This is a genomic window from Flavonifractor sp. DFI.6.63 (assembly GCF_024462255.1).
GTDB classification, from domain to species: domain Bacteria; phylum Bacillota; class Clostridia; order Oscillospirales; family Oscillospiraceae; genus Lawsonibacter_A; species Lawsonibacter_A hominis.
Genome location: NZ_JANGBE010000015.1, coordinates 49076 through 72036, shown reverse-complemented (window position 1 = coordinate 72036; position 22961 = coordinate 49076). Strand labels below are relative to the sequence as shown.

The following is a 22961-nucleotide window of genomic DNA, read 5'->3' as shown; positions in this document are numbered from 1 at the left end:
AAAAAAGCCTATTTATCGCAATGGGGCTGATGTAAAAGGAGTTGTTTTTCGAATTACTACGTCGAAAAGCAGCTCCTTTTTTCACATGCCGTAACAACGGTTTTCCATTTGGAATGCATCCCGTATCATCCCTATATGGCATAAATTCCGAAAGCTCCAGGCAAATAGGGAATGTCTGTAATAACAGAAATTAATTTTACATCCAAGGCTTTGTTGTGTAAACTTTAACTACAAATCCATCTATTTTTTCAGTTTTTCTTGGCATTTCTGTATACCTCAATTGAGGAAACATAGGCGTGATCGGCGCTTACCGCAAGAGAAAGGATGAAACGCCAATGATCAAGAAGGGTGCAGTTTTGATCTTATGTGCCATTCTTATCCTGCATCTGACCGCCTGCCGCAGCGATCCGGGACCACTTTCTTCCCAAAAGGCCGTGGACATTATGTCCCCCTCCCAGACGGTCTATGACTGGCCGGAAACCCCGCAAGAGGTCTACACACTGACCGTGGCCGTGGCCATCGCCAAGGGTACGCCGTCCGGGCAGGCGCTCCTGGCCATCAAGGAGGAACTGGAACAGCGCAGCAACGGGGCGGTCACCCTCGATATTTTCTGGGAGAGCACCTTGGGGGGCGCCCCCGAAATCGCAGAGAGCGTTACAACAGGCACTGTCGACATCGGCCTGGTCTCCTCCGCGGTCATCTCCAACTACACACACGCCATCGACGTGCTCTCGCTCCCTTTCATCATTGAAAACCGCCAGCAGTTCAAAGCCGTGCTGGACAATTGCTTTGACGAGGTCACCAAGGGAATGGAGGAGACCATCGGCATCCCCCTTGGGCTGTGGGAGTTCGGGTTCCGCCACCTCTGCACCACAGAGAAAGAGGTCCTCACGGTGGAGGACTGTGCCAGACTCACCATCCGCGTCATGGACGGTCAGGTCTACAAAGAGACTTTTGAGGCCCTAGGGTGCATTACGTCCAACATCGCAAACAGTGAGCTGACCACTGCCATGCAGCAGGGGGTGGTGGACGGTGCTGAGGAGCCCATGGCCACTATCTGCAACCAGCAGCAGTACGTATTCTGCGACTATGTGGTCATGCTTGGTTACAACTACAGCGCCGGCTGTCCCGTCCTGAGCGCCAAGACGACCGAGCGTTTACCCAGGGAGGTGCTGGACCTCCTGGAACAGGTATTCAGTGAATACCGCTACTACACCATTGACGAGGGGGAGCGCTTTGAGCAGAAATACATCAACACCTGTCTGGAAAACGGAATGACCGTCCATTATCTCTCTCAGGAGGAGATGGAGCGGTTTAAGGAGACTGTCATGCCGGTTTGGGAAGAGTACGCCGACCTCATCGGACGTGATCTGATTGAACAGGTAGTCTCTATCCCATATTGAAGCGTTCCGGAGCGTCAGTCCGGCGGAGCGCGGCGCCATTTCCGCAAGGGCCCGCCTTCCCATTCCAACAAAACGGCTGATTTGCATTAAAGGAGTTCAATACACCATGAAATATTATCGAAAAATCATGGATGCACTGTGGAAGTTCTGGGCCTATTTCCTGGCCATGCTGCTGGCGCTGCTGGTGGTCATCGTATTTTATCAGGTCGTGTGCCGTGCTATGCAGTTCAGCAACAGTTGGACCCAGGAAATTTCGACCCTGCTCTTTGTCTGGGCCACTTACCTAGGGGCGGCCCTCGCCATCCGGAACGGCTCCCAAATCTCTATGACGCTCCTACTGACAAAGACCCATGGAGCCCTTCGGGCGTGCATTGCCCTATCCGCCGCCATTATCTGCGAGGTGTTCTACGGCGTCTTCTGCTGGTCCGGTATCGCCGCCATGCAGACCTTCGTCGGCGTCACCTCCTCCGCCCTCCGTATCCCGATGCCATGGTCCTACGGCGCAATCGCCGTCTCCGGCATACTGATGCTGCTGCTGGGCTCTGCTGAGATCGTTGAACGCTTTCAGGCCCTGCGGCAGGTCAGGTCCGGGAACAGGCCCATTGCGCACTAGGAGGTGGCGGCTATGTCCATGACAATCATCATGCTGGTCTGCTTTTTCATTTTAATCCTGCTTTCTGTCCCCATCGGCTGGGCGCTGGGCATCTCCTCCATCGCCGCCCTTCTGCTGAGCGGCGAACCCTTCCATATCGTCCTACTGGCATCCCGACTCTACAACTCCACCAACTCTTTTGTACTGATGTCCCTCCCCTTTTTCATCCTGGCAGGCAATATCATGAGCAGGGGCGGGCTCTCCAAGCGCCTGATTCAGCTATGCAAGACCATCATCGGTCCCGTCCATGGTGGTCTGGGCATGGTGGGTATTCTGGCCGCCTTCTTTTTCTCCGCCATCTCCGGCTCCAATGCCGCCACCACTGCAGCGGTGGGCGGCATGATGATCCCAGAGCTGGAAAAGCAGGGCTACCCCAAGGACCTCTCCACCGCTACCGTGGCGGCCGCCGGTACCACAGGGATGGTCATCCCGCCCAGTTCCGCCATGGTGGTCTTCTCAGCTACCGCCAGCGTCTCCCTTCCCGCCCTTTTCATGGGGGGCATCATCCCCGGTATTCTGATGAGCGGGTCCATGATGCTTATGGTCTACCTCCTTTCCAGACGCCTGAAGATCCAGCGAAGCCCGCGGGGAAACTCTTCCGAAATTGCCCGGAGCTTTTTGAACGCCATCGGTGCGCTGCTGATGCCCGTCATCATCCTGGGCGGTATCTACAGCGGCGTCTTTACGGCCACTGAGGCCGCCGTGGTGGCCTGTGTTTACTCCATTATCATTACGGTATTCGTTAACCGGGAACTGAAATGGAAGGAACTCCCCCGTATTTTTTGGGAGTCGGCGATTACCTCCGCCGTAGGCATGGTGGTAATCACCTGCGCGGCAATGTTCAGCTACGTAATTACCAAGGAGCACATGCCCGAGCAGTTGATGACTGTGTTTCTCAACTGGACCGACAACCCGGTTCTGCTGATGCTGCTTATCAACATTGTCCTTTTAATCGCCGGTTGCTTTGTCACGCCCAACTGTGCGATTGTCATCCTGACCCCCATTGTGCTCCCCATCTGCCGCAGCTTCGGTATCAACCCGGTGGCGCTGGGCATTCTTATGGTGGTCAATCTATCCATCGGCGCTATTACTCCTCCGGTGGGCGGCTGCGTATTTGTGGCAGCCTCCATTGCCAATTCCAGTGTGGAGAGTATATTCAAACGGGTCATGCCCTATCTGACGATTCTCCTAATGGATCTGCTGCTACTCAACCTGTTTGATGAGCTAACCCTGTTCCTGCCCCGGATAATGGGTCTGATGTAAACGCGGAAGCAGCGGCAGGGCAGAGAAAGGCGGCTTACGCGGGAATACCCCGCGCAAGCCGCCTTTCTGCTTCATTCGTATCACTGCATTCTCAGAACGTAGAGTCCGTCTTGGTAGGTATCCATAAAAATGACGCCCCTGTCATCCACTACACAGTCCTCCGACACCCCGATACACGGGCCCACATTGGTGGAGACCCGGTGCCGGAGCGGATTAGGCGGGATGAAGTAGCCAATCTCCTTTACATAATAGGGGTCCGACACATCGTACACCCGGAGTCCTGCGTGAAAGTAGCAGCAGTAAACCCGATCGCCCCGCTGCTCCAGCCACGGCTTGTTGGACATGGGCTCGTGGATGTTGTGCGGGCCGAACGGGCCGGGACACCCGATCCCCATCTCGTTGAAGTTGGGGTAGGGAAAGCCCTCCGGGACTTCAGGATAGGGGAATTCGGCAATCAGCGTCGGGCGGGACGGGTCCCGGATGTCCACCAGGTGCAGGTTGTTGAGGCTCTGGGGCATCCCGCCCAATTTCTCCGCGTTGAACCAGGGAAACCGCTCCCCCTCATTGGTCAAAACCAGAAAATCCCGCCCCGGCAGCGGCAGCGCCGTATGGGTCTTGGCCCCGGCATAATAGCTAGAAAAGGGCGGCGAGAGGGGCAGCCGTCCCAGCAGCTTAGGCCGGGTCACATCCCTCACGTCCAGTACGACCAGCCCCGCTCCGGCATAGCCGCAGTAGGCCCTTCCGTCCCGCACATAGGGCGGCCCGTGGAGCCACCCCTTTTTCATATACTCCGGGTTGTGGGGGGCACAGGGGTCAAACGTTCTGCCCGCATAGCCGTCCGCGAACTGCTCCGGGAGCCACCAGCGCCCCACCTCACGAGGGGCGGTCGGATCTCTAATATCTACAATCCGATAAATCATCCCCTCAAAGCCACGGCAATCCGAGGAGACATGGACATACGATCCCCCATTGTAAAAAAAGCGGTGTACACCGTTGGCGCCACCGGACACGCCGTTTTTCCAGCAGCCCAGCAACCTGGGGTGAATGGGATCGGATGCGATATCAAAAATCATAAAGCCGCTCAGGCCCGTTCCGAATTGTTCCGGACGGTAGGCCCCCGCGGCACCGGAGGCGCTGGCGCCGCAGGAGAGGGCTGTGATGAGCAGGCCGTCCGCCGCCTGGATCTTCCCTACCTTTTGCCTGGGATTGTCCGGCGCGACGCAGAGCCGTTCCACCAGCTTGGGACGCTCCGGGTCGGTTACATCCAGAATCGGGCAGACCGGATTTCCCCGCCCCGCGCCGTACAGATAGTAGCGCCCTTCCTTCCGGTAAAGCGCCATCTGAAATATGGCCCAGCCGTCCAGGTCATGAAAGGCGAGAACCTCCATATTTTTGATATAGCCCTCGTTTCCCGGACTCTTTGCGTAAAAGCATGGTTTCATCGTGTGACCTTCTTCCTCCCTCAAGCACCGGGCGCGCAGATGGGCTTTCCGCCCTCCTCACGGTAGATCTGAGGCAGGATTTGGGCCAGCTGGGCAAACTCCTTTACCGCGTGCTGGGCAATGTTCAGGATGGGCGGAATCAGTTGAGAATCAGGCGCATTCTTTCTACCTTGCCAGCTGCCCCGGCCGTCCGGATGGATGCCAAACCAGAAGTGGGTGTAGAGGTCGCCACCGGTTCCGTCCTCCCGCTCCGCAAAGAAGTGCAGCATCCTCTGACCGCCGCAGATTGCGGCATATCCCTTCTGTTTAAAGTGCGCCAGGTCCTCTTTTGCAAATCCCCTGACCTGAGGATCCTGGAAGGGGATGCTGTGCCAGGGCACTGCCTTGGCGGCCACGTAGCTCAGAGCGTCAATCTGGGTAGACTCGTAGACCATGTGGACTGCGTCGCCGCCGTGGGTCTTTTCAAAGAGGGTCTTGGTGGGGTCCGCCAGTTTCCGGCGGTACTCCAGGGTGGGGGCGATACCGTAGTGGGCGGGGGGATACCAGAGCATATAGCGGATATCCTCCAGGGCGTGCCAGGCAAACCACCATTGGAACATCTCGCTGGTGGTCTCGGGAAAATAGGTCTTGACGCAGACTACGCCGGTCCCATCCGGGAAGAGGGTCCAGCCCTCGTGCCATCCTTCCCTGCGAAAGGCCGGTTCCAGCAGCCGACGGACTTCCCGGATGTGCAGCAGGTCCGAGGGCTCGGCCATAGCGGAGAGCTGATATTTCCCCGCCTTCTCCGACCAGGCCCGGACGTCCGCCCGCAGGTGGAACGGCGTATCCCAGTAGCCGGTGTAGTACTTGGCGTAGGGCAGCGCCAGTTCGGCAGGCGTCAGCTCCCGGTGGCCGGCGCATCGAGTCTCGACCGCCATCCGAAGGAGGCCCTGGCCGGCGTCCCAGCCAAAATCCACATCCATCTGCTCCAGCACCTCGCATGCCGGAACATAGCCATTCGGCCCGCCATGGCACACCCGGACAATATGGCCGGAGCGCTCTATGGTGATCTGATCACCTTCGTCAGTGACGTATGCATGCATCACGGCGGTAAAGAAGTCCACCGGCACCTGGGGCAAGCCATCCCGCACCCGCAGGGGACCGCTGAGCCGGACAGCACACTCCACCATCCCCGCTTCCACTGCACGCTCGCCCTTCAAAATACAGCGTACATCACCTGCCTCCAAGGTCGCCAGAGTGGTAAAGCGGGGCAGCTTGTTCCACCAATCAGTCACAGGCTTCACTTCCTCTCTGCCATATGAGGACGGCCTGGAAGCGCATATGCATACGTATCCCAGGCCGTCACGGCGTGTTATCTTGAATGACTCTTTACGCAGTCGCGTGCACTTCCCTGTAGAGCTCTGGGAGCACATGGCCAATCTGCGCCCACTCGTCGGCGATGTGATTGGCGAGTACTCCGAGGGACTCCTCCGTGGGCTGGATACCGTTGGCGTCAAAGCGCTTGGCCTGGCGGCGGAGAAGCTTGTAGCCGGCCCACAGGTGGGTCTGTACCTCCACGCCGTCCTCCCGGTCGCGGACAATGGACACCATAATATTCAGGCTCTTCTTCTGGGGGTCGGTCTCACTGTGCAACTGCCGCAGGACAGTGCCGCCGATGGTGACCACGCCGGACCGGACATAGCGCTCCGGCGACAGTCCCTGATCCGCGGGACTGAGGTAGTAGGTGATGGTGTCCTGAAGCTCCCCGCCAATCAGGTCCACTGTGTAGACGCTGATGCCCTGGCTCTTCTCCTCCATAGTGAGGAAGCTTCGTCCGATTTTCTCCCCGTCCGGCTCACTGACGGCGGAAGAGTGATGGGTCTCTCCGTTGATGGCCATGTAGTGGACAGGCTCCAGGCCGTGCCAGGCCACCATCCACTGGAGCATCTCCTTGGTCACGCCGGGCAGCGTGCTCTTTACCGTGAGGTAGCCCCCGCCGTTTTCCAGCATACAGTAGCCGCTGGACTTGGGGCAGGCCTGCTGATTCAGGATGATATTCATGTCGTCGGGCAGGATGGCCTGCTCCCGGGGCATGGACGGGACGGGCAGAGCCGCATGAACCACAGGCCGGGAACAGTACTGGGCGATAGGCTGGGCCAATTCGCTGTCTTTTAACACACGGAGCATGCTCCTACACCTCCTTCTTCATCTTCGGCTGATAGGGGTAGGTCTCGATCGGGATCCGCTCAAAGGAGACGGTGGGTTCTTCGCTGTCTTCCGCCCGCTTCAGCACAATCCACTTCAGGAAATTGACGTCATCCCGCTGAGGATAGTCCTCACGCTGGAACCAGCCTCTGCTCTCTCTGCGCTCCAGGGCGGCGGTAAAGAACATCTCGGCACAGGAGACCATGGATCGCACCTCGTTGCATTTGAACGTGTCGTGCATATCGGTAGCGTAGAGCACATCCAGACGCTTCTCGATGCCCCGAATGATCCCCTGTCCCTCCTTCAGGCGGTTTTCCTCGCAGTACAGGGTATACCCCAGAGAGGCCATGACCCGCTGCACGTCCAGTACCAACTCGTCGGGGTGGACGCCTCCGGCCCGGGTCATGGGCGCCAGAGTGCGCATCCGGTACTTCGCCACCTGAGCCTGGTCGACTTCACCCAGGGCAACCCCGGCACAGTATTGGGCGGCGCTGATGCCCGCCACGTTACCGGAATACTCCGCAAAGGGCAGGCCGCTGCCCCGCACCCGGCCGGGCGGGCAGCACACGGCGCCCATGACGCGGCTGCCGCTGTAGCAGGCGTCGCCTGCCGCGAAGAGGCCGGGGATGTTGGTCTTCATGTCGATATCCACCTTCAGGCAGGACTGCTCGCCGATAAAGATGGGCAGCAGCTCATCCGTGGACATGTGGGTAGCGTTATTGAAGGCGGTAATGCCCCGCAGCTGGTCTGCCAGGGGGCGCGTCCCCGGAGGGGAGACCGGCGCGATCCGAATGTTCTTGGACGGGTTGATATAGTGCATCGGGCCCTTGCTGGCCTTCATCTGCTTGTACCACTCCACCACGGTCTTGGCGTCGATGTCGGCGTCTGCCGGGGTACGGTGCATGGTGCCGATATTGGTCCCCTCATTGTTGAAAATCCAGTCCTCGGAACGGGCTACCGGCGCGAAGAAGCCCGTGTTGCTCCACTGGTAGAAGGTGGAGAACTCGCAGTTGGTCATCTCGGCGCCAGCCCGCCAGGCCGCCGCCAGACCCTCGCCGCGGGTACATGCCCACATGGGCATACAGCGGTAGTTCTGGTCCCCGTTGCATACCACTACAGCCTTGCCGTTGAACACATACTCCTCGCCCGTCTCGATGTGGTATCCCAGCGCGCCGGCCACACGCCCCTCCCAGAGGAGGAAGTCCACCACGCCCACGCGGTCCACGAACTGAATACCGTTGCGTACCGCGGCCCTCTTCAGTTCGATCATGTAGGTCATCTCCACCGAGGCAGAACGCCAGGGGTGTACAAAATTCATCTTTGGGTGCTTGGTGTACAGGCTGCCGTCCTCGTTGCGGACCCAGAGCTTTCCCGTATACTGCTCCATCAGCTCCACGTTGTCGTTGAGGGCAGCGATGTACTTTCGCTGGGCTATCTGCTCGTTGAGGTACTCGCCGATCTGCTCGATATCGAAAGAGAGGAACTCTTCAATGTCCACCTCATCGGCCAGAACGTCAAAGACGCCGCCGCCCCGGGTCGCCTTGCCGCCCCGGGCAGCAAAGTACTTGTCCACGACCACGACGCTCAGGTCCTTGTCCTGCTTCTTGACGGCCAGGGCGGCCATAATCCCGGCCAGGCCGCCGCCCACCACCACGACGTCACAAACCACTTCGTTGCGTTTCATCTCTGATGCCCTCCTTACCGAATATGGGTGGTAACCACTTCTCGCGGGAACATGTACGAGTCGTAGTCTGGCACCAGCTTCAACGCCTTGGTCTTGCAGTAGATCTCGCAGTGACCGCACTGCACGCAGTCCTTAATGTAGGGAAACCGAGGCCTGCGCGCCTCCTTGTCCCAGCGGATAACATCCACAAAGCAGGCCCGGTAACAGGCGCCGCACCCGGTGCACAGGGCCCGATTTACAATAATTGTATTCATGGTATGAAATTACTCCCTCCTGAGTTCGTCGGCAGGATTCTCCGCCGCCAATCTCCCAATTTTGATCTCATGCTTGCGCACACCCAAATAAACCAGCAAGAAAATTGGGTTCAGCGCCATAAAGCCATAGAGGATGTACATGATGACCGAGGTGTTGTTGAAGTAGGCGGCGATGATGCCCGCCAGCGTGGACAGCCCGATGCCAACCACGCGGGCGATAATGCCGCCGATGCCGTTGACCGTACCCGCTCTGGGACCCGCCACCTCAGGCTGCTGAATCTGTAACGTCCGGGGCGCTATGATCATAGCCGACATACCGATGCCGCCGATGAGGCAGCAGGCCTGAGCTGTGGGAATGTTGAAGCTGTTATAGCCAATTGCGAAGAGGATACAGGAGATCAGGCCGATGCCGAAGCTCATCACAGGCATGGCGTCGTAGCCCTTGCGTCGCACCACCTTGCGTATGATCTGCTGGAGGACGAAATACCCGATCAGCGAGCCGATATTCGTAAACATGGTGATATGCCCGGCGGCGGCCCGATCCAATCCCCAATTGGGGTCATTTTGGAGAACAATGGAAGCGTAGGTGGAGCAGGTCATTATCGTGGCCCCCTGCGCAATGTCCGAGACCCACAGGCACCACACCCGGGGCACCTTGATGAGGGTGCGGAAATTCTTCCACAGGCCCAGCTCACTCTTGTCATACTGCGGCTTGACCTCTGCGTCCATCTGGCCCCGCTCCGGGCACAAAAACCAGAACAGGAAGAAAGAGGCAAACAAAATAATGGAACAGATGATCCACAGGCCCCGCCAGCCGCCCGTCATCATCAGAATGGGCGTGGACGCGAAATTGATGCAGAACTGTCCCAGCGTGCCGAAGGCGGTGTTACAGCCGTTGGCCACCGCCATCTGATCCTTCGGGAACCACATGGCCCAGAGTTTCACGGTAGAGAGCAGGATTGCGCCGTAGGGAAAGCCGTACAGGACCACGGAAATGTAGAATATGGGGAAATTAGTGGCGCAGCCCCGCATCAGCACCGCTACGCCAGCCAGCAGGATAATCGCGAAGGCAAATAGCTTCTTGACGCTGAATTTGTCCAGCAGAAAGCCGATGAGCAGCATGGCGATGACCTGGCCCACCTGGTAGGCGCTGGAGGCCGCGGTCCGCTGGGCGTCGGACCACCCCATCTCCGTACAGATGGAGCTGAGCAGCAAGGTAAAGCTGGCCCAGGCCAGTCCGTTGATGACAAAGCGCGCTGGCAGTGTGGCTGCGAGCACGCCCCATTTTCTTCGAGAGGAATATACCGTGCGTGTGTTCTGACCGCTCTGAGTGCTCATCTCTCTTCACCCTCCCAATGTAATAGTTCAAACTTTGCTTCGAACGGGCCATACAATTTTGTGCTTACCCAGCCCTCATATGGTACGCGCCCCCCCTCTGAAACAACAGCCTAGCAGAGAACCTTGTGAAAGTGAAATTCATCTTTTTTATTTCAGATATATCAAAAACGCACATTCCGCCTCTCGGCAACGCAAGTTTATTTGGCAAAAACGCACACTTTCAAAAAGATTCTCTGTCCGCTCTCTTGCGCATACACCTGGTATGCGTTAAAATAATCACAAGCTGACCCACGAGACACGACATGACGAGGAGCTTGAGATGACCATTTTTCAAATGAAATGCTATCTGACCTTTTCCGAACTGCTCAATTTTACCCGTGCAGCGGAAGTGCTTCACATGACGCAGCCCACACTGAGCAAAATGATTGCCGGACTTGAGGACGAGGTGGGCGTTCCTCTGGTACAGCGGACCAAGCGCAGCGTCATCCTGACCAACGCCGGTCAGGTACTGTGTACGTACTTTCGCAAAATGCTGGCCGACTACAAAGAGGGTTTGGAACGGGTATCCGCTGCCAGTCAAGGTCACTGTGGTAGCGTCCGCATCGGATTTTCCAGCGCGATCATCTCCCATGTACTGCCCCCCCTGACTAAGCAGATGGCCGCGGAGCACCCCGACATTGACGTCATTCTGTATGATGCCACCCAGACAGAGTTACTGCAGCTGCTCCACAACGACGAACTGGATCTGGTCTTTGTGGACGCTTTTGCCCCAGCCACCTATGAAGAGCTTTGCACCAAGGTCATCTATACCGACGAGCTTGGGGTGATTGTCAGCATGGCCCACCCCCTGGCTCAGAAGGAGGCCGTCACCTTGGACGAACTACGGAACGAAAAGCTCCTGATCTCGGGCCGTCTGATGCAGTCGGCCTCCTCTCCGTCCACCACCAACAGCATTATCACCAGCACCCTCTATGAGAACGGCCTTCTGCCCTCAGTGACCCAAGTGACCAGGACCCTGAGCAATATGATCGTTATGGTGGACTGCAACGCTGGGGTGGCGGTCCTGCCTAGGCGCTTGGCGGCCTATGCCCCTAGTACTGTGCGCTTCTGCCCCATTGACAAGAGTCGAAAGGACACTGCATCCAAGTTGGAGGTGAAAATCTTTGCCGCTTGGAAAGAGCGGCGGGACAACGCCTGTATCCGCACGGTAATTCAAATGCTCAACGACATCCTGCCTCCTGAGGAGGCGATGCAGAACCCTGATTCTCAGCTTGCATAACAGAAACATATAAACGGAATTTCCTCTCCGCGTTCTGCGATGGTAATATAATGCCACAATCGCGCTTCAACTTTATCTTGCTGCGGCAGAACAAAAGGGAGGAACCAACATGACAAACCGTGTTTGTAAAGCGCTGAATATTCGCTATCCCATCGTACAGGGTGCGATGGCCTGGAACTCCATGCCGGAACTGGTCTCCGCGGTCTCCAACGCCGGCGGTCTGGGCGTCCTTGGCAGCGGCCCCATGCCCGCGGACATCGCCCTGGAAAACATCGAAAAGATCCGCAGCATGACGGACAACCCCTTCGGCGTCAACGTGTTTCTGGATGCGGGCCCCATGCTGGAGGAGAAAGCCGAGAAGCTCTCGAGCGTCAACATCCCGGTCATTTACATCGATACTCTGAATATTCTGACTTACGATTTTACCAAGAAGTATTACGATATTTTTAAAGCCGGCGGCTCAAAGATCGTAGCCAAGATCAACTGCCTGGAGGACGCGGTGGTGGCCGAGCAGTGCGGTGCCGACGTCATTATTGCCAAGGGTCTGGAGGGTGGCGGCCATAAGAGCAAGATCGCCGCAGGCATCCTGTTGGCGGAAGTACTGGAGCACATCAAGAGCGTCCCGGTCATGGTTTCCGGAGGGATCGCCACGCCCCGTCAGATGGCGGGCTATATCCTGATGGGTGCCGAGGGCGTAGAGATGGGCACCGCATTCATTGCCACCCATGAGAGCCCCGTCCACGTCAACTACAAGACTGGCATCCTAGCAGCCAGGGATATCGACGCGCTCTATCTGGGCGACTGCACGGGGGAGGCCAGCTGGCAGATCCGCAACCAGAAGGCAGCCCGACTGGACGCTATCGAGGCCAACAACGTCCGCTCCGTGGCCGCCGAGCTCTTCAAAAAGGAGGCCGCCGGTTCCGGCCGTATCGCCGCCCAGACCGGCGACACCCAGATCAACGGTTCCATCATGTGCGGCGCTACCGTGGCGTTGATCCACGAGCTCGCTACGGTGGCGCAGCGTGTCAAGGGCATGTGCGAGGAGTGCGAGGCCATTCTGCGCCAATCCGCCACTCTGGGATTATAAGGGATTGAATAAGCCCCGCTTTTCGGATATTTTTATCGAAAAGCGGGGCTTGTCACGTTCGGGGATCCCTGTAATTACAGGGATCCCCGTCTTTTGCTTTAAGGAAGCAAAACGGCGAAAAGCAAAGAACGATTAGCTGAACACCTGCGAGGGACTGCCATTCTGAGTCGGCCCGGACACAAGCGAGGCTGACAGGCTCCCGTCCCTCTGTTTTTTAGCGACACCTCTCCCCGTGCCTGGGCGGGATACACAAATCCGAGACCGAAGCGCTCCTTGACAAACGCCAAATATTAAAGTATATTAGAAATATCTTAATTACTAATATATAAAAAAGGGGGGAGCCTACCGTGAACGCAAAGAACATCGCCACAATCGGCAGCGGGTGTGTGGCGTGCGGTTGCTGCGTAAACGCATGCCCGAAAAATGCAATTCAGATCCACCTGGGCATACTCGCTCGCGTGGACGGCGAAACATGCGTTGGCTGCGGCCAGTGCGCGAACCGCTGTCCCGCCGCTATCATCACCGTCCTTGAAAGGGTGGCGTCACGATGAAACAGAAATGGTATGCATATCTTTGGCTGGCTGAATTGCTGTACTGGGTCCTGGGCTTATGTAATATCCTGTTTGCATGGCTTGGCCTGCTGTTTTTTGTCATTCCGCTGTTCGTTGCAATCATCGGGGGCAGCAAAGCCTATTGCAACCGCTACTGCGGGCGTGGACAGCTGTTCGAGTTGTTGGGGCGGAAGTGGAAGCTCTCTTGCAACCGGACCCCGCCAAAATTTCTGCACAGCCGTTGGTTCCGCTATGGGTTTTTAGCCTTTTTCCTGACGATGTTCTGTTTGATGCTGTTTAGCACCTATCAGGTATTTACGGGTGCGCCGCTGAAGCAGACCGTCACTTTGCTGTGGACCATCAAACTGCCGTGGCAATGGGCAGCGGTCGACGTGGTCGCGCCGTGGATGGCCCAGTTTGCCTTTGGCTTTTTCGGCGTTATGATGACGTCCACCGTACTCGGGCTGATCACCATGATTTTCTTCCGCCCAAGAACCTGGTGCGTTTATTGTCCCATGGGAACGATGACGCAGGGGATCTGCAAACTCAAGCACCGGAAGGAGGGGTCCTGCTGTGGAGGAACAGGCAAAGAAAATTGCGGAACTTCTGAAACTGCTGGCGAATGAACAGCGTCTGCTGATCCTGTGTGCGCTGATACAGGGACCGATGACGGTTGGAAACATCCACGCGTTTACCCCGAACATTACCGCATCCGCGCTGTCGCAGCACTTATCACAGCTGAGAATGGCAGGGATTTTGGATTCCGAAAAACAGGGGATGAACGTCATCTATCAAATTGCGGATGAGCATGTCATCGGTCTTATGAGCTTTCTCAAAACGCATTATTGCACGGGAACAACCACTTTTCATGGATGAAGGGACTTCCCGCCATCCAAATCCCCCGCCTGCATCCTCAGGCACGGAAGGCGCCGCAACGCATTCGCCTTTGCGGCCGCCAGGGCGGCCATCATCCCCAAAAATCACCTTGCAATTCAATATATGGTGTGCTAGAATATCCATCGGCGCAACATGTGCCTTTTGTGGAATGAAACGGGAAAGGCGTGGTAACCTTATGAAAGTGGTCAAACGCAACGGCTCGGAGGCCGTTTTCGATATCACCAAAATCATCGCGGCCATTACCAAGGCCAACGACACCATCGAGGAAAGCGTTCGGATGACGCCGGTGCAGATCCGCCGGATCGCCGAATCGGTGGAGCTGGCATGTCTGAAAATGAACCGGGCTCCCTCCGTGGAGGAGATCCAGGACCTGGTGGAATACCAGATCATGGCCCACGGGGCCTTTGAGGCAGCCAAAAATTATATCACCTACCGCTACACCCGCTCCCTGGTACGCAGGAGCAACACCACCGACGAGAAGATCCTCACCCTCATCGAGTGCTGCAACGAGGAGGCCAAGCAGGAAAACTCCAATAAGAACCCGGTCGTCAATTCCACCCAGCGGGACTACATGGCCGGGGAGGTGTCCAAGGATATCACCCGCCGCATCCTGCTGCCCCAGGATATCATGGAAGCCCATGAGCAGGGCATCATCCACTTCCACGACAGCGACTATTTTGCCCAGCACATGCACAACTGCGACCTGGTGAACCTGGAGGACATGCTCCAGAACGGCACCGTCATCACCGGCACCCTCATCGAGCGGCCCCACAGCTTCTCCACCGCCTGCAACATCGCCACCCAGATCATCGCCCAGGTGGCCTCCAATCAATACGGCGGCCAGTCCATCTCCCTGGCCCATCTGGCCCCCTTCGTCCAGGTCAGCCGGGAGAAGATCCGCCTTCTGGTGGAGGGGGAGCTTGCCGCCCTGGGGGTAGAGACCGGGGAGGCGATGATCTCCGCACTGGTGGAACAGCGTCTGCGGGACGAGGTGCGCCGCGGTGTGCAGACCATCCAGTATCAGGTGCTCACTCTGCTGACCACCAACGGCCAAGCCCCCTTCGTCACCGTGTTCATGTACCTGGGGGAGGCCAAAAACGAGCAGGAGCGGCGGGATCTGGCCCTCATCATCGAGGAGACCCTGGAGCAGCGCTTCCAGGGTGTGAAGAACGAGGCCGGCGTGTGGGTCACCCCCGCCTTCCCCAAGCTCATCTACGTGCTGGAGGAGGACAACATCCACGAGGATTCCCCCTACTGGTATCTGACATGCCTGGCCGCCAAGTGCACCGCCAAGCGTATGGTGCCCGACTATATCTCCGAGAAGAAGATGAAGGAACTGAAGGAGGGCAACTGCTTCCCCGTCATGGGCTGCCGCTCCTGTCTGTCCCCGTGGAAGAAGGAAAACGGGGAGTACCAGTTTTACGGCCGCTTCAATCAGGGCGTGGTCACCCTCAACCTGCCCGACGTAGCCCTGTCCTCCGGCGGCAATCTGGAGAAGTTCTGGAAGCTCTTTGACGAGCGGCTGGCGCTTTGCTACCGGGCGCTCATGTGCCGCCACAACCGGCTCAAGGGCACCCTGTCCGACGCCGCACCCATCCTGTGGCAGTACGGCGCCTGCGCCCGGCTCAAGCCCGGCGAGCCCATCGACAAGCTGCTGGTGGGCGGCTACTCCACCATCTCCCTGGGGTATGCGGGCCTGTACGAGTGCGTCAAATATATGACGGGCAAGAGCCATACCGACCCCTCCGCCACCCCCTTTGCCCTGCAGATCATGGAGCACATGAACAAGGCCTGCAACCAGTGGAAAGCGGACACCGGCATCGCCTTCGGCATCTATGGCACGCCGCTAGAGTCCACCACCTATAAGTTTGCCAAGTGCCTCCAGCGCCGCTTCGGCGTCATCGAGGGCATTACCGACAAGGGCTATATCACCAACAGCTATCACGTGCATGTGACGGAAGAGATCAACGCCTTCGATAAGCTGAAGTTTGAGGCCCAGTTCCAGCACCTGTCCACTGGCGGGGCCATCAGCTATGTGGAGGTGCCCGACATGCAGAACAACCTGGAGGCGGTGCTCCAGGTGATGAAGTTCATCTATGAGAATATCATGTACGCCGAGCTGAATACCAAATCCGACTACTGCCAGGTATGCGGCTGGGATGGCGAGATCCAGATCGCGGAGGACGGCGGTAAGCTGATCTGGCGCTGCCCCAAATGCGGCAACACCGATCAGGATAAGATGAACGTGGCCCGGCGCACCTGCGGCTACATTGGGACTCAGTTCTGGAACCAGGGCCGCACCCAGGAGATTCGGGACCGGGTGATGCATCTGTAGGCAGCGCCGGACCCGCACGCCCCGCCGGGATCAGCGGTTCCTTCCTGCGACCCTGAACCAAGGAGAACGACTATGTATTACGGTGAGATCAAACCCTGCGACATCGCCAATGGAGCGGGCGTGCGGGTCAGCCTGTTCGTTTCCGGCTGCACCAACCGCTGCGAACACTGCTTTCAGCCCCAGACCTGGGATTTTTCCTACGGCCAGCCGTTCACTGAAACGACCCAGACGTACCTGCTTTCTCTCCTCGCGCCCAGCTATATCAGCGGCCTGACCCTGCTGGGGGGAGAGCCCTTCGAGCCGGAAAACCAACGCTCGCTGCTCCCGTTCCTGCGCCGGGTACGCGCCGCCCTGCCCCAAAAGGACATCTGGTGCTTTACCGGCTTCACCTGGGAGGAACTGCACACGCCCGGCAGCCATCCCCGCTGCGCGGTGACCGACGAACTGCTTTCCCTGCTGGACGTGCTGGTGGACGGCCGGTACGTGGACGCGCTGCGCGACATCTCTCTGCGGTTTCGGGGCAGCTCCAATCAGCGGCTGATCGACCTGAACGCTACCCGCCGGACGGGCCGGCTGACCCTTCTGCCGGCCCGGGAAGGCCGCCGCCCGGCCGCACAGCCGTAGGCGGCCGGCTCCCCCTTCTTCCGCCGCCCAAGCCAGAGCAAACGACGAAAGGCCGCCCGTTTGGGCGGCCTCAGGCTGTCGAAAAAGGTGCTTCGCACCTTTTTCGATGAGGATGCAGGCCGCCGCGCGCAGAATTTGTCCGCTGTGAGCGGACAAATTCCACACTTGCGGTCTGAGAAGTATTTTCTCCGACGCACATGTCGCCGGAGAAAATGAATCTCATTTGATTCGCACCTGCGGGCGCGAACTCTGCGAGGCTTTTTCGACACACTGAGGCCGCCCGTTTGGGCGGCCTTTCCGGCGGTTAACGAAGCGGGGTCCAACCGCAAGGCGACACCACGCAAAGACAGCGGCGGCGCTTTGCTGAAATTTCCCGCCATAGCTTTGCTGCGAAAACTTGAGATCCACCAAGGATCCCTGCGTTTTCCCGCCCCGTTCTGACGCAGAATTTTGACGCAAATCGCGCTTGCCGCATTATGCGGTCTTGCCTTAAAAGTCTGCGTTGCCCACCGTCCTCGGGTGGGGCAGAACGTCCCGGATGTTGGCGATGCCGGTGAGGTACATGACCATCCGCTCAAACCCCAGGCCGAAGCCCGCGTGCTTGGCGCCGCCGTAGCGGCGCAGGTCCAGGTACCACCAATAGTCTTCCGGGTTCATTCCCAGCTCCCGGATGCGCGCTTCCAGCAGGTCCAGCCGCTCCTCACGCTGGGAGCCGCCGATGATCTCTCCGATGCCCGGCACCAGGCAGTCGGCGGCGGCCACGGTCCGCCCGTCGTCGTTCAGGCGCATATAGAACGCCTTGATCTCCTTGGGATAGTCGGTCACAAAAACCGGCTTTTGGAAGATCTGCTCGGTGAGGTAGCGCTCGTGCTCGGTTTGGAGGTCACAGCCCCACTCCACCTTGAAGTCGAACTTATCGTTATTCTGCTTCAGCAGCTCCACCGCTTCGGTGTAGCTGACCCGGCCGAAGTCGGAGTTGGCCACGTGTGTGAGCCGCTCCGCCAGTCCCCGATCCACAAAGGCGTTGAAGAAGGCCATCTCGTCGGGGCATTTTTCCATGACGGTCTTGATGATATGCTTGATCATGGCCTCGGCCACGTCCATATCGCCGTTGAGGTCGCAGAAGGCCATCTCCGGCTCGATCATCCAGAACTCGGCGGCGTGACGCTGGGTGTTGGAGTTCTCCGCCCGGAAGGTGGGGCCAAAGGTATACACGTCCCCAAAGGCCATGGCAAAGCTCTCCGCGTTGAGCTGTCCGGAAACGGTCAGATTGGCGCTCTTGCCGAAGAAATCCTGGGCATAGTCCACCTGGCCGTCCGCGGTCTTGGGCACATGGTCCATGTCCAGGGTAGTCACCCGGAACATCTCCCCCGCCCCCTCGCAGTCGGAGGCGGTGATGATGGGCGTATGGACGTAGACGAAGCCCCGGTCCTGGAAAAACGTGTGGATGGCGTGAGCCGCCACGCTGCGCACCCGGAAGGCGGCGGAAAACAGGTTGGTCCTGGGCCGCAGGTGGGCGATGGTACGCAGGTACTCCACGCTGTGGCGCTTCTTCTGGAGGGGATACTCCGGGCTGGAGGGCCCTTCCACCGCGATGGCCGCGGCCTTCAGCTCCAGGGGCTGCTTGGCCTCGGGCGTCAGCACCACGGCGCCGGTGACACACAGGGCCGCGCCCACGTTCTGCCCGGCGATGTCCTTATAGTTTTCCAGAGCGGCGGCATCCAGGACGACCTGCAGATTCTTGAAGCAGGAGCCGTCGTTGAGCTCGACGAACCCGAAGCCCTTCATATCCCGGATGGTGCGGGCCCAGCCGCAGACGGTGACTTCCTTGCCGCCGAATTGCTCCCGGTCGGCAAAGATCTGTGCGATTTTTGTGCGTTGCATGCTCGTTCCCTCTTATTTCTAAAAAATAAAGTCTCAGTGGGCAATAGTATACCATTTTTCACTGATTTTTCAAGGGTCCATGAAAAAAAGGCCCTTTCACCTTATCTGTGCACGCTTAAAATCTCCGGCGATTTGACTATATATTGAAAATAGTTTGCCTGCATGATAAAATACATGTGGGTATTAAATGGTGACAAATTTTAATTTGCGGGAGAAGAAAAATGTACGAAAGACTGCTGGAAAAAAATTTTTTATATTCAAAACAGAATCTATCGGAGTATTGCGCCGAAAACAGCGCAAGGTTTGAGGAACTGAACAGATATCTGACAGGAGAACACGGCACGGAAGAAAGTATCAGGTTTCCCTACGGAAACAAATATGGATGGTGTGTTACTCACAGAAAAAAGAAAAAACTGATATGCGATATTTTTGCCGAAAGCGGAGCATTCACCCTTATGCTCAGACTTCCGAATGCAACGTTTGCGTCGGTATATGAATCATTACATTCTGAAGCCCGTGAGTGCGTTGATAACAGATACCCGTGTTCAGATGGAGGATGGATCCATTTCAGAATACTGAATGACAACGATTTGGCCGATGCAAAGCTGCTCGTTTCAAAAAAGATAGCAAATTCAAATTTGTAGGGACAGCTTCATCTTGAGGCTGCCCCTGTTATTTTGACGAAGGATACTCCAAATGCACAAATAAGGTAAAAGGGATCGAAAAAAGGCCGCCTTTCCGCCCGCCGAAAAACCGCGTTACCGCTGGCTTCGCCCCCTTTTTCGACCGTCCCGTCTGTCAATAGGCGGGGAGCAAAAACAGCCAGGGAGCAGTGCCTATGGCCAGAGCCAGGGCGGCAATGTGCTGCTGGCGCGGCTCCAGCTCGGGACAGCGGCGCAGGGCCCGCCGGTCCAGGAAATAGATGCACACCCCGGCCAGCGCCACCCCGGCCAGCGTCCAGAAAAGGGACAGGGGAGAGCGGAAGGGTCTGCCCATGATGCCGGAAATCGATTCTTCCCACCACGCCCATTGGATCGGGAGCAGCCCCAACAGCATCCATACCACTCCGGCGGCGTCGGCCAAAAAGCCGTTGAGCCAGACCCGCCACCACACCCGGCGGAGCACCGCCTGTTTGGCCGTACAGCCCAGCGCCAGCAGGGTCAGCAGAAGCACCGCACAGTCGATGGCCAGGTTGCCGGGCAGGACAATCAGCCACACCTGGGGAAAGATCCACAGCAGCCAGATGGGCAGGAGGATATTATACAGCCGTACCGTCCGTTTCATCCTGCGTCTCTCCTTTCGTCCGGCTCAGCCGCCCCCCGAAGATCAGCGCCTCCCGCTCCGCTCCGGAGAGCGAACGGTCCCGCAAGCGGTAAAGGACCATGCCCAGCGCCGCCAACAGGGCGGAGAGAAGGTACTCCAGTCCCCCCAGGGCGCCCGGACTCATGGGCAGCAAAATGTTCCCCGCCAGAAAGACCGACGCGATCGTCCCGAACGCCGCCGTGAGACGCCCGCCGGGCATGCGCACCGGCCGCTCCAGGTCGGGCCGGGTCTTCCGCAGCCGGAGCACCGCGGCAAAAGACATGACCCACATGACGATGGTGGTCAGAGAGGCCACGTTGATGAAGGGCAGGAAAAAGAGCTTCCCCGTAAAGGGCGTAAGCACCACGAACGCGGCGGTAAAATACACGCAGCGCGCCGGGGTGGCGTATTTGGGATGAAGGACGGAGAACTTCCGGGACACCAGCGCAAAGCAGGACAGGCCGTAGAGCATCCGTGCAGAGGAATAGAGGGTGGAATTCATCACCCCCACCGCGCCCACAAAGGCGGTGATCAGGAACAGGATGCGCACGGCGGGAATGCCGGTGATCCCCACCAGAACGTCGGCAAAGGCGGCGGTATGGCCCATGGTCTCCCGCCAGGGCAGATTGCCCGCCACGGCGGTGGATACCAGGCAGAGGATGCCGGTGACCAGCAGCAGACAAGTGATGAGCGCCGCCCCCGCCTTGCGGGCGGCGGGCCCGGTGGCATCGGCCGCGGCCTTGGACACCGTCTCCCACCCGGCTACTGAAAAAACCAGCAGCGACAGCAGCGATGCCGAGCCGCCGAAATCAAACTCCAGCCCTCCGTCGGAGGCGTAGACCGCCGGGTCAAAATGGGCAAAACAGATCACAAGGCCCACCAGACACATGCTCAGCAGCACCACTGTGGCGATCTTGGCCAGCGAAGCGCATACATTGGCGCCCCGGAGCTGGATATACAGGATCGCCCCGGCCAGCGCCAGCTGGATGATCACATTGGGCAGGGTGACGGGGAAATCCCCCACCCGGTAGAGCACCCCCGTCCGCTTCAGGACGGGGAACAGCTCGTCCAGCAGGGAGATGGCGGCCAGATCCACCCAGCAGAACACGATGGTGTTCATCAGTATGCCCGCCCACCCCACGGCGAATCCGCCGCGGCTTCCAAAGGCGGCATAGGAGTAGACCACCTCGCCCCCAGGCAGGGGCAGCATGGGGATGGCCTCCATATAGGCGAAGGCGAAGGGCAGCTCGATCACAATACACAGGGCAAAGGCCACCGCCAGATTCAGTGGTCCTCCCGCCGTCTCCAGCCACGTACCGGTCAGCAGCAGCCAGCTGGTGCCCAGCATGCACCCGATGCCCATGGCCACAAGGCCAAAAAAGCTGATGGATTTACCGCCGGTCTTTTCCATCCAGATCCCTCTTTTTCTTCAGATGGCCCCATTATAGCATAGGCCGCCGCGCTTTCCTAGCCCCTCCGGTACCGGCGCAGGGCCGCCCCCGCCAAATTGCCCAGCAGGGCGGCGCACAGGGCGATGGGCACCAGCACCCCGTCGGCCATGTTGGAGATCAGCCGGGCCAGGGGGAGGAAGAGCAGCATACACCCGGCGCAGGCCAGGGGGTAGAGGGGGCACAGGCCCTGCCGCCGCCCCAGGGAGAAGCCGGAGGCGAAGCCGCTGACCGGCAGCAGCAGAAAGCCGTACAGGATGCTGAGGAGGGGGACGTCCGGGGCATCGGCCAGCCGGAGCACAAAGGGCGCCGCCAGGCAGAGCAGCACGGCAAAGCTAAGGTAGGGCAGGGTCTCCCGCCAGTGGAACAGGGAGCGGCCCGGGGCAAGCCCAAGCTTCTCCCGGATGGCGGCCAGCTCGGCGCACCAGCCCACCCACCGGCCCAGCCAGATGAGGGCGTACACCAGCAGGAAGGGGACCAGGAAGAAGGGCAGCTCCGCGGCCCCGAAATTGAGAAGCACCCAGGCCGCCAGGGTGAGGGCCATGAGGGCAAGGTGGGCCAGGGAGCGCAGCAGCAGGGCCCTCCCCTCCGCGGCGAAGGGGAGGGTGGCCACGGCCGTCTCCGCCCCGAAGGCAAACCAAAGGGCGATCCCCAGCGCCGCCCCCAGGACCTCGGGCACCCGGGAATCGAAGCAGAAGGTGAACGCCAATTCCAGGGAGCCGCCGAAGAGGGCCCCCGGCTGGGTCACAAAGGACAGCAGCAGATAGGCCGCCGCCCCCAGCGCGCCCCCAAGGAGCAGCCGGGGCAGCCTGGAACGGATGGTGGACATGGAGCTTCCTCCTCTCAAAGGCCGAGAGCCTGTTTGATCTTTTTCACATACCGGCGGGAGGCATAGCACACCGTTCCCCCGGCGAGGGTGATGCGGATGGTGCCGCTGAGGGACAGGTCCAGAGCGGTCACCTGCTTCAGATGGACGATCTCAGAGTGGGAGATCCGCGCGAAGGCGTGTCGGTCCAGCTTGCCCTCCAGCTCGTACAGCCGCTCCCGCAGGTCGTACACCCCGCCGAGGGTCTGGGCGCGCACCCCCTTGTCCTCTCCGTAGCAGCGCAGCAGCTCCTCCTCCCGAAGGGGGAAGGCGTTCCCCTCCCGCCAGCCGATGAGGACGCCGCCCCCCTCCAGCCGGGCGGCCAGGGAGCGCACCTCGTCGGTCAGGGCCGGGGCGGTAATGACCGCCGACGCCTCCCCGCAATTCGGGTCGATGCGCACCTCCACCTTCATGCCGTTCCCCCCCTTCCGTTCCAATATAGCGAAAAAAGGGCCGCCCGTCTACTGTT

The 22961-nt window shown here is 58.9% G+C and carries 22 protein-coding genes; 11 read left to right on the top strand and 11 right to left on the bottom strand.

The features are described from left to right. Nucleotides 1–335 precede the first annotated feature (335 nt). The 3 genes from NE547_RS09730 (at nt 336) to NE547_RS09720 (ending at nt 3318) form a co-directional block, all read left to right on the top strand. Nucleotides 336–1403 (top strand): TRAP transporter substrate-binding protein DctP, encoded by a 1068-nt coding sequence (locus NE547_RS09730; protein WP_256175678.1) that lies wholly within the window; start codon nt 336–338, stop codon nt 1401–1403. A 106-nt stretch (nt 1404–1509) separates the two neighbouring features. Beyond that, nucleotides 1510–2016, top strand: a complete 507-nt coding sequence (locus NE547_RS09725) for a TRAP transporter small permease (protein ID WP_256175676.1) — start codon at nt 1510–1512, stop codon at nt 2014–2016. 12 nt (nt 2017–2028) lie between these two features. Further along, the gene (locus NE547_RS09720) at nt 2029–3318 is read left to right on the top strand and encodes a TRAP transporter large permease (protein WP_256175674.1); all 1290 of its coding nucleotides are present in this window, start codon (nt 2029–2031) and stop codon (nt 3316–3318) included. 80 nt (nt 3319–3398) lie between these two features. On the opposite strand, the gene NE547_RS09715 is transcribed toward NE547_RS09720, so the two are convergent. The 6 genes from NE547_RS09715 to NE547_RS09690 form a co-directional block, all read right to left on the bottom strand. Then, nucleotides 3399–4760, bottom strand: coding sequence for a hypothetical protein (locus NE547_RS09715; RefSeq protein WP_256175672.1), 1362 nt, complete (start codon nt 4758–4760; stop codon nt 3399–3401). A 20-nt stretch (nt 4761–4780) separates the two neighbouring features. Then, on the bottom strand, nt 4781–6034 hold the full coding sequence (locus NE547_RS18605; protein WP_256175670.1) for a DAPG hydrolase family protein: 1254 nt from the start codon (nt 6032–6034) through the stop codon (nt 4781–4783). A 94-nt stretch (nt 6035–6128) separates the two neighbouring features. Continuing rightward, nucleotides 6129–6926, bottom strand: coding sequence for a DAPG hydrolase family protein (locus tag NE547_RS09705; RefSeq protein ID WP_256175668.1), 798 nt, complete (start codon nt 6924–6926; stop codon nt 6129–6131). A 4-nt stretch (nt 6927–6930) separates the two neighbouring features. Continuing rightward, on the bottom strand, nt 6931–8628 hold the full coding sequence (locus NE547_RS09700; RefSeq protein WP_256175666.1) for an FAD-dependent oxidoreductase: 1698 nt from the start codon (nt 8626–8628) through the stop codon (nt 6931–6933). 14 nt (nt 8629–8642) lie between these two features. Next, nucleotides 8643–8882, bottom strand: coding sequence for a ferredoxin family protein (locus NE547_RS09695; protein WP_256175664.1), 240 nt, complete (start codon nt 8880–8882; stop codon nt 8643–8645). A 9-nt stretch (nt 8883–8891) separates the two neighbouring features. Further along, on the bottom strand, nt 8892–10220 hold the full coding sequence (locus NE547_RS09690; protein ID WP_256175662.1) for a nitrate/nitrite transporter: 1329 nt from the start codon (nt 10218–10220) through the stop codon (nt 8892–8894). Between the two features lie 319 nt (nt 10221–10539). Here NE547_RS09690 and NE547_RS09685 point away from each other — a divergent pair, with 319 nt between their 5' ends. From NE547_RS09685 to nrdG, 7 genes are all read left to right on the top strand, one after another. Beyond that, nucleotides 10540–11499, top strand: coding sequence for a LysR family transcriptional regulator (locus NE547_RS09685; RefSeq protein ID WP_256175660.1), 960 nt, complete (start codon nt 10540–10542; stop codon nt 11497–11499). Between the two features lie 109 nt (nt 11500–11608). After that, on the top strand, nt 11609–12586 hold the full coding sequence (locus tag NE547_RS09680; RefSeq protein WP_256175658.1) for a nitronate monooxygenase family protein: 978 nt from the start codon (nt 11609–11611) through the stop codon (nt 12584–12586). A gap of 347 nt (nt 12587–12933) precedes the next feature. Next, nucleotides 12934–13137 (top strand): 4Fe-4S binding protein, encoded by a 204-nt coding sequence (locus NE547_RS09675; protein ID WP_186908823.1) that lies wholly within the window; start codon nt 12934–12936, stop codon nt 13135–13137. Beyond that, nucleotides 13134–13763 (top strand): 4Fe-4S binding protein, encoded by a 630-nt coding sequence (locus NE547_RS09670; protein ID WP_256175656.1) that lies wholly within the window; start codon nt 13134–13136, stop codon nt 13761–13763. Before NE547_RS09675 ends, NE547_RS09670 begins: the two co-directional genes overlap by 4 nt. Beyond that, nucleotides 13711–14013 (top strand): metalloregulator ArsR/SmtB family transcription factor, encoded by a 303-nt coding sequence (locus NE547_RS09665; RefSeq protein WP_256175654.1) that lies wholly within the window; start codon nt 13711–13713, stop codon nt 14011–14013. The genes NE547_RS09670 and NE547_RS09665 overlap by 53 nt, the downstream gene beginning before the upstream one ends. A 196-nt stretch (nt 14014–14209) precedes the next feature. Further along, the gene (gene nrdD / locus NE547_RS09660) at nt 14210–16369 is read left to right on the top strand and encodes an anaerobic ribonucleoside-triphosphate reductase (RefSeq protein ID WP_186908826.1); all 2160 of its coding nucleotides are present in this window, start codon (nt 14210–14212) and stop codon (nt 16367–16369) included. Nucleotides 16370–16441: 72 nt separating this feature from the next. Beyond that, complete coding sequence (nrdG, locus tag NE547_RS09655) at nt 16442–16993, top strand: anaerobic ribonucleoside-triphosphate reductase activating protein (protein ID WP_256175652.1); 552 nt, start codon at nt 16442–16444, stop codon at nt 16991–16993. A gap of 489 nt (nt 16994–17482) precedes the next feature. On the opposite strand, the gene asnS is transcribed toward nrdG, so the two are convergent. Continuing rightward, nucleotides 17483–18877: an asparagine--tRNA ligase gene (asnS, locus tag NE547_RS09650; protein ID WP_256175650.1), complete on the bottom strand. Its 1395-nt coding sequence runs from the start codon at nt 18875–18877 to the stop codon at nt 17483–17485. A 221-nt stretch (nt 18878–19098) separates the two neighbouring features. Here asnS and NE547_RS09645 point away from each other — a divergent pair, with 221 nt between their 5' ends. Continuing rightward, nucleotides 19099–19521 (top strand): DUF3788 family protein, encoded by a 423-nt coding sequence (locus NE547_RS09645; protein ID WP_256175648.1) that lies wholly within the window; start codon nt 19099–19101, stop codon nt 19519–19521. Nucleotides 19522–19675: 154 nt separating this feature from the next. Here the strand turns inward: NE547_RS09645 and NE547_RS09640 are convergent, their stop codons facing one another. Genes NE547_RS09640 through NE547_RS09625 form a run of 4 tightly spaced genes read right to left on the bottom strand, consistent with a single transcriptional unit; the run spans nt 19676 to nt 22905 of the window. Further along, the gene (locus NE547_RS09640; protein ID WP_256175646.1) at nt 19676–20161 is read right to left on the bottom strand and encodes a hypothetical protein; all 486 of its coding nucleotides are present in this window, start codon (nt 20159–20161) and stop codon (nt 19676–19678) included. Continuing rightward, complete coding sequence (locus NE547_RS09635) at nt 20136–21590, bottom strand: APC family permease (protein ID WP_256175644.1); 1455 nt, start codon at nt 21588–21590, stop codon at nt 20136–20138. Before NE547_RS09635 ends, NE547_RS09640 begins: the two co-directional genes overlap by 26 nt. 56 nt (nt 21591–21646) lie before the next feature. Beyond that, a complete protein-coding gene (locus tag NE547_RS09630) occupies nt 21647–22456 on the bottom strand; it encodes a DUF3021 family protein (protein ID WP_186908831.1) in 810 nt (269 codons plus the stop codon). Between the two features lie 14 nt (nt 22457–22470). Continuing rightward, the gene (locus NE547_RS09625) at nt 22471–22905 is read right to left on the bottom strand and encodes a LytTR family DNA-binding domain-containing protein (protein ID WP_186908832.1); all 435 of its coding nucleotides are present in this window, start codon (nt 22903–22905) and stop codon (nt 22471–22473) included. Nucleotides 22906–22961 lie beyond the last annotated feature (56 nt).